The sequence below is a fragment of the Halomonas sp. 72 genome (assembly GCF_052379785.1).
In the GTDB taxonomy this organism is placed as follows: domain Bacteria; phylum Pseudomonadota; class Gammaproteobacteria; order Pseudomonadales; family Halomonadaceae; genus Vreelandella; species Vreelandella citrativorans.
The window spans coordinates 47,675-59,920 of sequence record NZ_JBQSYY010000017.1 but is presented as its reverse complement, the minus strand read 5'-3'; the positions used below and the strand labels follow the sequence as shown (position 1 = coordinate 59,920).

Sequence of the window (12,246 nt, the reverse complement as noted above, 5' to 3'; positions counted from 1 at the left end):
TAGGGACTACCGACGCTGCCAGCCGGAGGCCTCCAGCATGCTGAGAGCCTTTAGCGCGGCGTTTTCTACACCCGCAGAGACCGCCAAGCCTATTTTGCGGCTGATAGTTTTCGGCGCTTCAAGGCGCACATGGTATACATTGGCGTCGGCCATTCGTTCAACCAGATACGCCTCACTGGTGCCCAGACTATCGATCAACTGATTGGCAACGGCTTCGCTGCCGTACCAAATTTCCCCTGTTGCCAGAGTATCGATATCCATTTCAGGGCGGTGGCTACTCACGTAGTCCTTAAACAGGCGATGAGTATTTTCCAGGTTTTCTACAAATTTTTCACGGCCTTCCTGGGTATTCTCACCAATCACCGTTAGCGTGCGCTTGTACTTACCCGCCGTAAGTAGCTCAACGTCAATATCATGACGTTTAAGAAGGCGGTGAATGTTCGGCACCTGAGCGACCACACCAATTGAGCCAATTACCGCAAACGGCGCAGCTTTAATATGCTGAGCCGTACAGGCCATCATATATCCGCCGCTGGCCGCCACCTTATCGACACACACGGTGGTAGTAAGGCCCGCGCTTTGCAGCCTATCCAGTTGTGCGGCAGCCAATCCATAGGCATGCACAAGCCCCCCAGCAGACTCCAAACGTACCACTACTTCGTCATTGGGCTCAGCGACATCAATAATGGCCGATACTTCCTGAGCGAAAAGCTCCGTTTGAGAAGCTTTGATATCACCGTGAAAATCCAGCACCCATACTCTGTTCTTTGATCGAGTAGCCTCTTTGCTTTTCGCTGTTTTTTGACGACTCTTGTCTTCCTGGCGAAACCCCTTAAGCAGCTTTTTACGCGCGCCCTGCTCAGTGGCAGCCATGCGAAGACGGCGATTACGCGACTGACGCTGCTCATTGAGTGGCTCAATATGCAACCGAAGATCACTTTCTTGAGTTGCTTTGCTGCGCAAGATCAGCAAGGCGACGCCTCCCAGCAATCCAACAACCATCGTCGCTTGCACCAGAAAGGTGCCCATTCCTGCTATCCATTCACTCACGTATACGCTCCTGCCAAGGTTTAGCACTATCGTTCAATATCCGTTCGCACGGCTTGAACTAAACGATTGTTTAAAATACTCTCATTCACATTCATCGGGTCATTGATGACCCATTTATATATTTTACCGCCTTTGGAGAGATAGTTATGTCAAACAGCACGCTTGATAAGTTGAAAGCACGCTTTAATCCGGATGCGGCTGAGGGTATGGACGAAGTATTTCAATTTCACTTTGAAGATGCGGGTGATCACTACCTTGTTATCAAGGATCGCGCTCTGGATGTTCAGGAAGGCGAACATGATGATCCTTCGGTCAGCTTGAGCATGGGCACAGATACCCTCAAGGGTATTATGACAGGTGATATCAATGGCATGACCGCCTTTATGACTGGCAAGTTAAAAGCAACCGGCAACGTAATGCTGGCCACCAAACTCACCAGCCTGTTTCCCAACTAAACGCTCGCCGTGAACTTTTTAAGCCAGGGTGTTAGTGGCTTACTCACGCCATTTAGCCAAATGCGTTTCAATCAGTTCACGTGAAATGGAGTACGGCGGCGGCAACGAAGGTAGTTGCCGCGGCGAAAACCAGGCCGCATCGCTAATCTCTACCCCATCGATATTAATACGCCGCGTGGTCGCTTCAGCAAAAAAACCAAACATCAGTGAATGGGGGAATGGCCATGCCTGACTTTGGTGGTAGCGCAGCTTATCAACATGTACACCCACTTCCTCGAACACTTCACGATGGACAGCCTCTTCGGCTGACTCACCCGGTTCAATAAAGCCTGCCAGGGTCGAGTAACGTCCTGGCGGGAAACGTGGGCTTCGTGCTAACAGCATCGCTTCACCGCTGGTGACCAGAGTGATAATACACGGTGAAATACGTGGGTAGTTGCGATGCCCACACGCATTACAGTGCATGGCGAATTCAGCTTCAAGCCTCGTGGCCGCAGCGCCACAACGTCCGCAAAAACGGTGATTCTCAAGCCATGCGCCAACCTGAAGCGCGGTAGAAATCAAGCTAAACCACCCGCTGGGAAGATCCGCCATCCATTGGCGCCCATCAATCCAGTCATCACCCGGCTCTTTATCAACCCATAGCGCTACTGGCTCGTCATTCCAGTAACACAACGGCTGCATTTGTTCAGTCCAAGGTTGATAAGGCTGAAGCGGCGTCAGCTCCTGGTCGCCCGATAGAGGGGCTGGCGCCAGTTGGCTGCGCGATAGACGAACAACGCGCCCTTCACGTACATGGTGGGGAATCTCACGCCTAAGCATTGTGATCACGTTCCTCAAACCAATTCAGCTTATGTGCCTGGCATTTTGCCTGATGAGCGGCGTGCTCTTGTGCGCTTGGACGGATGACACGCAACTGACCGGGTGTAAGCGTTAGCCGCTGAACCGATAGGCCTTCATTTGACGAATCGGCCTGCTGCTCTTCTGAAGACGTGGCAGCATCCAGCGTCAATGCCGTTTGCCCTCCCGTCATGGCCAGATAAACGTCGGCCAGAATCTCGGAGTCGAGCAACGCCCCGTGGAGCACACGGTGGCCGTTATCAATGTCATAACGCTTACACAGGGCATCCAGGCTATTACGCTGACCTGGATGCAGCTCCCGGGCCATTGTGAGCGTATCCAGAACGCGGCAGTGCTCACGCACCGGACCTAATGGCGCTCCACTGCGCTGCTTATTTAACCGGCCAAATTCATGATCCATAAAACCCACATCGAAGGGGGCATTATGAATAACCAGCTCTGCGCCTTCGATAAAAGCCCAGAACTCGTCCGCTATTTGAGCAAACACTGGCTCGTTTGCGACCTTTTCATCGTCAATGCCGTGAATTGCCACGACTTCTGCGTCGATATGCCGCTCAGGGTTGATATATTGATGATAGGTACGCCCAGTAAAACGGCGATTCACCATTTCAACGGCGCCAATCTCTACAATGCGATGGCCATCCTTGGGGTCGATACCGGTCGTTTCGGTATCCATGATAATTTGGCGCATCACGCTCTCCTCTGCTGGTGCTCATCAATGGCTTCATTGGCGAGCGCATCAGCGCGCTCATTACCTGGATGCCCGCTATGCCCTTTTACCCAGTGCCACTCTACCTTGTGTCGATGGGTCTCTTCGTGCAGCGCTTTCCACAGCTCGGCGTTCTTGACTGGCTGCTTGGCGGCGGTTTTCCAGCCGCGTTTAACCCAGTTGTGAATCCACTGAGTAATGCCTTGGCGAACATACTGAGAGTCGGTCCATAGCGCGATCTCACACGGCTTATTGAGCGTGCGCAGCGCCATAATGGCAGCCATTAATTCCATCCGGTTATTAGTGGTGTCAGCTTCATAACCTTTTAAGGTCTTTTCATGCTCGCCGCTAGACAGCACCACCCCCCAACCGCCAGGGCCAGGATTTCCCCGACATGCACCATCGGTATATACCGTGACCTGCGGTAGCTGCTCGGCCGCTTGATTACTCAATCTTTCCATCCTTTATTAACAGGTATTGGCGCTACGTATCCTGATGAGACTGGTTATGCGCCGGTTTACCTCTGCGTGTAGCACCGAGCGATGAAGAGGAAACAGGGCGTTGTAGCGCAAACTTAATGCGTTTGACGTAAGCCGACTGCTGGCGGCGATGTGCCTGGATCATGTAACTTTCCCCCCAAGGCAAATTATGCCGACGCCCCAGCGCCTCTCGCCCTTCGGGGCAAGACGCATTCAGCAAGCCTCTAAAACAGCAATAGTCTACGCGTTCGACCTCAAAATCGACAAATGCTAGCCAGTCACGCAGTCGCCCAAGCTTGTGCCACTGCCCGTTCCAAGGGAATTCGGGCCGGCGTTTACGCCACTGATGTGCCAGGCCTTTAACGCTCAGAGGATTAAAACCAAAGAGCACCAGCATTCCGTTGTCCGCCGTCACTCGTGCCGCTTCTTGTAGGGTGTGGTGAGGGTTTTCCAATTGCTCTAGCCAGTGGTGGATGATAACTACATCCATACAACGATCAGGCAACGCCAAACGGTCAGGTGGGCAAACCAGCGTTGATGGGCTGGTGGCGAACTCAAGCGTTGGAACCCAGCGGACCGCGTGCGGTATCGACGACATGGTCATCAAAGAAGGCCCCATGCTTATCTCCAGGCTATGCCTGCCCGCCCGGCTTTCAACCACGGGCCCTAGGCAAGCACGTTGCACGTCCCACAGTGATCGACCAGTATCCGTTTTCCAGTAGGCTTGGCTATTTACCAAGCGGCTGGTCATCGCCTTATCGGCCGTTGTCGAATTTGACATGGACAGCGCTTCCCTCCAAAGTAACGGCTTTTTAACGCTTTCTATGTGTCTTTTCAACGTACTTATCAGCGTAATGACAGCAGGTTTGCAACCCTTAAAAGGATCTCGCCCATGATGAGCGTGACACCGATTCCCGCCCTTAGCGACAACTATATTTGGCTATTGAGACAAGATACCAGTCAAAGCGTTTGCGTGGTGGACCCTGGTGAGGCCGATCCTGTCATCAAGCTGTTAGAGCGTGAGTCGCTGACGCTGGACACCATTCTGATTACCCATCATCACCATGATCATACGGGAGGCTTGGCAACGCTCATCAAGCGCTACTCTCCCCATGTCATTGGTCCAGCGAATCCGGATATTCAGGGTATTAATCAGCATGTCGGTGACGGCGACACCGTGCGTGTGATGGGACGCCAATTTGATGTCATGGCAACCCCCGGGCACACGCTTGATCACATTAGCTTTTATACGCCGGGTATTCCGGCACTACTGTTTTGTGGAGATACGCTGTTTTGTGCAGGCTGTGGCCGTTTATTTGAAGGCACACCCGAACAAATGCACACGTCATTGAACAAACTCGCGGAACTACCTGCCGATACACTGGTCTTTGCTGCTCATGAATACACACAGGCGAATCTTGTATTTGCCCACGCAGCTGACCCAGAGAATGACGATGTGACTTATGCCTTAAGTGAGTGTGAAAAGGCTCGGGCATTAAATCGCCCCACCTTACCCAGCACAATAGGACGCGAGCTGAAAATTAATCCCTACCTGCGCGTCGGTACGCAAAGCGTACGCCAAGCGGCAGGAGAACAGGGAGCTAATGACAACGACCTCGCGACGTTCGCCACTCTACGTGAGTGGAAGAACCGATTTTAAGAACGCTCCAGAAACCAAATGAATTAAACTATGACCTATCGAACGATGCGACAGCGCTTGGTATTAAGCGCTGGCAGTACGGTAATTATGGGCTTGTTATTGGCCGCTGCCGCTAACTCACAAGCCTCAGCACTCTCATATAGCCCTTCTAATAGTGCTACTTCCTACACAGAGCACACGCCTTCAACGCAGGCGGCTTCGACTTCTTTCCACACCAGTTTTTGGGAAGACCTAGAGCTTCAGCATCAGGATGCCTGGACAGCGCTGCGTCAAACGTTTCAGTGGCAGGAGCTAACACTGCCCCCCAGCGCTCAGGCCCGCGTGGATGAGTGGATCGAATATTATCGCGCCAGCCCCGAAAACATAGCCACAATTACTGAGCGCGCCACGCCCTGGCTTGCCTGGATCACTCAACAAGTGAGTGATCGCGGCCTACCCGGCGAAATCGCCTTGATTCCGTTTGTCGAAAGCTCCTTCGACCCCAGTGCGCGCAGCCATCGTGGCGCAGCGGGGCTCTGGCAGTTCATGCCCAACACAGGTGATGCGTTGGGTCTGGTTCGTAACGGCAATTATGACGGGCGCCTGGACGTACTCACTTCCACCGCAGCGGCGCTTGATTACCTTGAGATGCAGGCGGATCAGTGGTACGAGGGCGGCATCATGCTTTCGTTGGCGGCTTACAACGCCGGAGCGGGCACCGTTAATCGCGCTCTACGCAAGGCACAAAATCAGGGGCTGGCGGGTGACTATTGGGATCTATCGTTACCGCATGAAACCATGCAGTACATTCCCAAACTAAAAGCGATCGCGACCATCATTAATGATCCGGAACGCTTTGATATTAGCCTGCCAGACATTCACATGGACCCAGCCTTTGCCAAAGTAAAACTGGAGCAACCCTTAAGTATCGCTCAAGCCTCACAGCTTTTAGATGTCAGCCAATCAGCGCTAGCCGAGCTAAACCCTGGGCTGCTTAACGGCAGCATCGACCCCCGCAATGTACAAACGCTTTTAGTACCTGAGGAAGCCGATACACAGGTATTAGCTCAGCTTTCGCAAACCACGTCTAGCGAACTTGCCTCGACACAAGCGCCCAACGTTCATCGTGTTGAACGTGGAGACAATCTATCCGCCATTGCCAGCCGCTACCAGGTTAACCAAAATGACTTGATACGCTGGAATGCGCTTGATCGACCTAATGCTTTACAACCAGGCCAACTCCTGACACTTTCAGGGCAATGAGTTGACAAGATCTGCTCACATGGGACGTAACCAATGCCACGTGGTGTGTTTGTAAAGACGCTGCTAATCGTTAGCTGCCTCATCATGAGTATGTCAGCCTTTGCAGAACCGACAGAGGCTGAACCTCAACCGCAGATCATGGCTGGCAATAGCCTAACGCCTGCAGATAGCGTCGCAAGCAACAATACATCGATTCAAACGGTGCATGGGCTGTCACTTTACGATAGCCCTGAGTTACCTGCCGACTTTGCCTATTTCCCTCATGTTAATCCACTGGCTCCCAAGGGCGGCACCATCACCCACACCGCCGTGGGCAGCAGCTTTGATTCCACCAACCCCTTTATCATTCGTGGCACGCCGGCCACCGGCGTAGGCCAGATATACGATACGTTAATGACCAGCAATCCAGTCGAACCCTTCAGCGTGTATGGATTACTGGCGGAAGGCGTCCGCTTGGACCCTGACCGGGAGTGGATTGAGTTTGACCTCCGCCCCGAAGCACGTTTTCAAGATGGCGAGCCGGTAACCGCGTACGATGTGGTGTTCTCCTTTAACCTGCTGCGTGAAGAGGGTAATCCTTTTTACGCCAGTTACTATGCCGATGTTGATAACGCCATTGCGCTAAATGAACACCAGGTTCGCTTCGAATTTAGCAGTACGGAGTCTCGTGAATTACCATTAATCGTCACACAGTTACCGATCCTCCCCCGCCACTACTGGGAACCCCGTGACTTTGCCGCCCCGACACTGACAGCACACCCAGGCTCCGGCCCTTATCGCATCAGTGACGTCGACCCAGGCCGGCGCATCGTATATCAGCGGGACGACGACTACTGGGGTAAAGACCTGCCTGTTAATGTCGGCCGCTACAATATTGATCGTGTGGTTTACGACTATTACCGAGACAGGGATATTGCCTGGGAGGCATTCAAGGCGGGCTTAACCGACTTCAGGACCGATGCCCGTGCGGCGACCTGGGCCATTGGCTACGATTTCCCGGCGTATCGCGAAGGGTTGGTGAAACGCATCACGGTGCCTGATGTAAATCCTTCGCTCATGCAGGCATTCGTATTCAATCTTCGTAAGGAGAAGTTCCAGGACCCGCGCGTACGCGAAGCGCTCAGCCTGGCGTTCGACTTTCCCTGGCTGAATACCAATATTTTTTATAACGCCTATCAGCGTACCGAAAGTTATTTCCAGAACTCAGAGATGCAAGCTGATGGCCTGCCGTCAGAGGAAGAACTCGCCCTGCTTGAGCCTTATCGAGAGGAGCTTTTAGCCTCTCATCGCTCTGAGCGAATATTTACCGATGCACTCCCTATCGACCAGCCGACGGACCTGCGCGAACGCTTACGCCGGGCGCTCGAATTGCTGAACGAAGCGGGCTACCAGGTGGAAGACGGCGTACTGGTTCATACTGAAACAGGCAAGCCCTTACAGTTAGAAGTGCTGCTTTACGATGCGAGTCTTGAGCGTGTGGTACAGCCTATGCTGCGCAATATGGCGCGTCTCGGTGTACAGACCACCATGCGGATCGTGGACATTAACCAATATCTTAATCGCCAGCGTAGTTACGATTACGATATTGTGATCAGCCATTTCCCCCAATCCAATAACCCCGGTAACGAACAGCGCGACTTCTGGAGTAGTGAGGCCGCCAAAGCGCCGCAAAGCCGTAACCGAATGGCGCTTGCTCACCCGGCAGTGGATGCATTAATCGAGGACATTATTAGCGCAGAGAGCCGGGAGAAACTGGATACAGCGACGCGCGCGCTCGACCGGGTGCTGCGCTGGGGTTTTTACACCATCCCCCACTATCACTCCGGCGAAACGCGTATTGCAGTATGGGACAAGTTCGGCTATCAAGAGCCTTTCCCGGAATACGCAATGGATTTAGATGCCTGGTGGGTCGATACCGACCGTGAAGCAGAATTACAGCGCCGTCACCGGCGTCGCTGAAGGGCTAAATAATAACGACTGGAGTGCACTCTGTGGCACGTTACACCCTACGCCGACTGCTACTGATGATACCGACGCTACTCGGCATCATGCTGCTTAACTTCATGATCGTTCAAGCCGCGCCCGGCGGCCCCATTGATCAGATGCTAGCGCGTTTTGAAGGCGCCAACGCCATGGCCAGCACACGTTTAGACATGGGCGGAGCAGATGTTCAAGTAAGCGATGATTCGCGGGGCGCACGGGGTATTGACCCCCGCTTTATCGAACAGCTGGAACAGCAGTTTGGGTTCGACAAGCCAGCCCATGAACGCTTTATCGGCATGATGACCGATTATCTTACGCTCGACTTCGGGACCAGTTTTTTTCGCGACCGCCCGGTGATCGAACTGATAATTGAGCGCCTGCCGGTATCCATTTCTCTGGGCTTATGGACCACCCTGCTGGTCTATGTGATTTCCATTCCACTAGGTATTCGTAAAGCCTTGCGCCACGGCTCACGTTTTGATGTGTGGACCTCAGGGCTGGTGGTTGTCGGCTATGCGATACCGGGCTTTCTATTCGCCATCCTGTTGATTGTGCTGTTTGCGGGCGGCACCTATTGGGACTGGTTTCCCCTCAGAGGGCTAACCTCTCCAGATTTTGCGGACCTTTCGCTAGGCGGCAAAGTAAAAGACTACTTCTGGCATATCACGTTGCCCGTCACAGCGGCCGCTATCGGCAGCTTTGCCACCCTTACCATGCTGACCAAGAACAGCTTTTTAGACGAAATTCATAAACAGTACGTGCTCACCGCTCGCGCCAAAGGTGCTAACGAACAGCGCATTTTGTACGGTCATGTTTTTCGTAACGCCATGCTCATCATTATTGCGGGATTGCCGGCCGCGATGATTGGGATTTTCTTTACCGGCGCCCTGCTGATTGAGGTGATTTTCTCGCTTGATGGGCTGGGCCTTCTAGGATTTGAAGCCGTTATGCAGCGGGATTATCCGGTCATCTTCGGCACCCTGTTTTTGTACACGGTCATCGGGCTTGTGCTAAAGCTGATATCCGATTTGACCTACGTGTGGGTGGATCCACGCATCGACTTTGCAACGAGGGAGTCGTGAAAATGAGCGGTTTTACATCACGGCTATCCCCCATTACGCAGCGCCGTTTAGCCGCCTTTAAAGCAAATCGTCGCGCGCGGATATCGCTTTGGTTGTTTGGCGTGCTGTTCATTATCAGCCTGTTTGCCGAGCTGATTGCCAATGACAAGCCGCTTATTCTGAACTACGACGGGCAGTGGTATACACCTTTACTGGTGGATTATCCGGAAACAGATTTCGGGGGCTTTCTTCCCACCCGTACTGACTATTTGGACCCGTTTATTCAACAGCAAATTAGCGACAACGGCTGGGCCATATGGCCGCTTATTCCGTTCTCCTATCAAACGCTGGACATGCAGATGCAACAACCCTCACCAGCCCCCCCGGATAGCCGCCACTGGCTGGGCACGGATGACCAAGGGCGCGATGTGCTGGCCCGCGTGATCTACGGTTTTCGGCTCTCTGTCTTTTTTGCGTTAGTGCTTACGACAGGCTCGCTGGCGTTAGGCGTTCTAGCGGGCGGTGTGCAGGGGTATTTTGGCGGCAAGGTGGACCTTGTAGGCCAACGGGTCACTGAAATATGGTCGGGGCTACCGGTGCTGTTTTTGCTGATTATTTTAGCAAGCTTCGTTCAACCCGGTTTTTGGTGGCTGCTGGGCATTATGCTGCTGTTTTCATGGCTAGGCCTGGTCGATATTGTGCGGGCCGAGTTTTTACGAGCACGCAATTTGGAATACGTACGCGCAGCAAAAGCCATGGGATTGCCGTCTCGGCTGATTATGTGGCGCCATGTCCTGCCGAATGCCATGGTGGCTACCCTAACGTTTATCCCCTTTCTGTTTACCGGGGCGATTGGTACGTTAACAGCGCTCGACTTTTTGGGCTTTGGCCTGCCGCCAGGTTCCCCATCCCTGGGGGAGCTTGCCGCTCAGGGTAAAAATAATCTGCACGCGCCATGGCTGGGTATTACCGCCTTCATGACGCTTGCCGTGATGCTCTCCTTGCTTGTCTTTATTGGTGAAGGGCTGCGCGATGCCTTCGACCCACGCCACATTAATCAGCGCCAAACGCCTGCGCAGGACACCCAACATGCCTAAACCACTACTTCGGCTAACGGATTTCACGATTGCCTTTGATGATAATGTAGTGGTAGATGCGCTTTCATTAACGGTCAATGCAGGCGAAACGCTGGCGATTGTGGGTGAATCCGGCTCGGGCAAGTCCGTTTCAGCACTAGGGGCTATTAACCTTTTACCCCGCAATGCCATGATAAGCGGTGAGCGCTGGCTAGAGGAGACTGACCTCAATCAACTTGGCAAGCGCGATTGGAACAGCGTGCGTGGCAACCGCGTAGGGTTTGTATTTCAAGAACCCATGACATCACTCAACCCTTTACACCGTATCAGTAAGCAAATTGGGGAAACCCTGCGCCTGCATCAAGGGTTAAGTGGGCAAGCGGCGCGAGCGCGGGCCAGAGAACTGCTTGAACAAGTGAAACTGCCCCGCGTTGATGAGCTGTTGGATGCCTGGCCTCATCAACTCTCCGGTGGTCAGCGTCAGCGCGTCATGATTGCCATGGCCATTGCCAATAACCCAACACTACTAATCGCCGATGAGCCGACGACCGCGCTGGATGTCACCGTCCAGCAAGACATACTCGGCCTTTTAAAAGAGCTTCGCGATCAGCATGGCATGGGCATGTTGTTTATCAGCCACGACTTGAATCTTGTAAGCCGCTATGCCGAGCGGGTTTGTGTGATGTATCGCGGTAAGATTCAGGAAATGGGGCCAGTTGAAGAGGTTTTTCAAAACCCACAAAGTGATTACACCAAAGCACTGTTAGCAGCGGAGCCTGAAGGCCGCCCGGCAGCGCCTGCCAATACGGCGCCCTTATTAACCGCTCGCCAGCTAAGCGTTAGTTTTAAGCGACCCAAAACAGGGCTATTCAAACGCCAGCCTCCCCCCTTTGAAGCGCTTAAAGCAACCGACTTGAGTATTTCGCCCGGTGAAACGTTGGGCATTGTCGGCGAGTCAGGCTCAGGTAAAACGACGCTGGCATCCGCGATTATGCGCCTGGTGCAAAGTCAGGGAGACGTTATCTTAGGTGATGCTACCTTGAGCCAGCTTACGGGCAATGCGCTACGGCACCAGCGTCATCGATTACAAATGGTATTTCAGGACCCATACGGTGCGCTTTCACCGCGTATGCCGGTGTTTGATATCGTGAGTGAGGGGCTACGTTTTCACTATCCCGCGCTTTCACTCGATGAAGTTACCCGCCGTGTGCAACAAACGCTGCTTGAGGTGGGTTTACCTGAAGGCTGTGCGGCACGCTATCCCCATGAGTTCTCCGGCGGACAGCGCCAGCGAATAGCCGTGGCCCGAGCCATTATTTTAGAGCCTGAACTTCTAGTGTTGGACGAGCCTACCTCAGCGCTGGACCGTACCGTACAAAAGCAGCTTGTGACGCTACTTCGTCAGTTACAGGAACGTCGTCAGCTTAGCTATCTATTTATTAGCCACGACTTAGCCGTAGTACGTGCCATGGCGCACCGTATTATGGTGCTAAAGGATGGTGAAGTGGTCGAACAGGGCCCCTGCCTTGACGTGCTGTCCTCGCCTCAGCATGCATATACTCAATCGCTGATTGCCGCCGCCCATTTGCCACGTTTTTCTGCCTAGCGTTTCTTTGAAAAATGTAAGCAGAGGCGTTGTTTAAAGAAGCAAGGTAACGGTATAAGCCGAG

The 12,246-nt window shown here is 53.2% G+C and carries 12 protein-coding genes; 7 read left to right on the top strand and 5 right to left on the bottom strand.

The genetic code is table 11. The annotated features are described in order from the left end of the window. Positions 1-6: 6 nt before the first annotated feature. Complete coding sequence (sohB, locus tag ACT3T6_RS14155) at positions 7-1,050, bottom strand: protease SohB (RefSeq protein ID WP_193054591.1); 1,044 nt, start codon at positions 1,048-1,050, stop codon at positions 7-9. 146 nt (positions 1,051-1,196) lie between these two features. On the opposite strand from sohB, the gene ACT3T6_RS14150 reads away from it, so the two are divergent. Next, positions 1,197-1,505: an SCP2 sterol-binding domain-containing protein gene (locus tag ACT3T6_RS14150; protein WP_172118767.1), complete on the top strand. Its 309-nt coding sequence runs from the start codon at positions 1,197-1,199 to the stop codon at positions 1,503-1,505. A 39-nt stretch (positions 1,506-1,544) separates the two neighbouring features. Here ACT3T6_RS14150 and nudC read toward each other — a convergent pair whose 3' ends face one another. Genes nudC through ACT3T6_RS14130 form a run of 4 tightly spaced genes read right to left on the bottom strand, consistent with a single transcriptional unit; the run spans position 1,545 to position 4,335 of the window. Then, entirely contained in the window at positions 1,545-2,327 is a 783-nt protein-coding gene (gene nudC / locus ACT3T6_RS14145) for an NAD(+) diphosphatase (RefSeq protein WP_172118768.1), read from the bottom strand. Next, entirely contained in the window at positions 2,320-3,057 is a 738-nt protein-coding gene (gene dnaQ, locus ACT3T6_RS14140; RefSeq protein ID WP_172118769.1) for a DNA polymerase III subunit epsilon, read from the bottom strand. Before dnaQ ends, nudC begins: the two co-directional genes overlap by 8 nt. After that, a complete protein-coding gene (gene rnhA, locus ACT3T6_RS14135; RefSeq protein WP_406565437.1) occupies positions 3,057-3,536 on the bottom strand; it encodes a ribonuclease HI in 480 nt (159 codons plus the stop codon). The genes dnaQ and rnhA overlap by 1 nt, the downstream gene beginning before the upstream one ends. A 22-nt stretch (positions 3,537-3,558) precedes the next feature. Further along, positions 3,559-4,335, bottom strand: a complete 777-nt coding sequence (locus ACT3T6_RS14130; RefSeq protein WP_172118771.1) for a class I SAM-dependent methyltransferase — start codon at positions 4,333-4,335, stop codon at positions 3,559-3,561. Positions 4,336-4,446: 111 nt separating this feature from the next. Between ACT3T6_RS14130 and gloB the strand changes: the two genes are divergently transcribed. The 6 genes from gloB to ACT3T6_RS14100 are packed head-to-tail and all read left to right on the top strand — an operon-like array spanning position 4,447 to position 12,182. Beyond that, the gene (gloB, locus tag ACT3T6_RS14125; protein WP_193054592.1) at positions 4,447-5,214 is read left to right on the top strand and encodes a hydroxyacylglutathione hydrolase; all 768 of its coding nucleotides are present in this window, start codon (positions 4,447-4,449) and stop codon (positions 5,212-5,214) included. A 30-nt stretch (positions 5,215-5,244) separates the two neighbouring features. After that, positions 5,245-6,456, top strand: a complete 1,212-nt coding sequence (locus tag ACT3T6_RS14120) for a transglycosylase SLT domain-containing protein (protein WP_193054593.1) — start codon at positions 5,245-5,247, stop codon at positions 6,454-6,456. A 33-nt stretch (positions 6,457-6,489) separates the two neighbouring features. Further along, the gene (locus ACT3T6_RS14115) at positions 6,490-8,415 is read left to right on the top strand and encodes an extracellular solute-binding protein (RefSeq protein ID WP_193054594.1); all 1,926 of its coding nucleotides are present in this window, start codon (positions 6,490-6,492) and stop codon (positions 8,413-8,415) included. 32 nt (positions 8,416-8,447) lie between these two features. Then, complete coding sequence (locus ACT3T6_RS14110) at positions 8,448-9,521, top strand: microcin C ABC transporter permease YejB (RefSeq protein ID WP_193054595.1); 1,074 nt, start codon at positions 8,448-8,450, stop codon at positions 9,519-9,521. Between the two features lie 2 nt (positions 9,522-9,523). Beyond that, positions 9,524-10,597 (top strand): ABC transporter permease, encoded by a 1,074-nt coding sequence (locus ACT3T6_RS14105; protein WP_193054596.1) that lies wholly within the window; start codon positions 9,524-9,526, stop codon positions 10,595-10,597. Then, positions 10,590-12,182 (top strand): ABC transporter ATP-binding protein, encoded by a 1,593-nt coding sequence (locus tag ACT3T6_RS14100; RefSeq protein WP_264298673.1) that lies wholly within the window; start codon positions 10,590-10,592, stop codon positions 12,180-12,182. The genes ACT3T6_RS14105 and ACT3T6_RS14100 overlap by 8 nt, the downstream gene beginning before the upstream one ends. Positions 12,183-12,246: the final 64 nt, after the last annotated feature.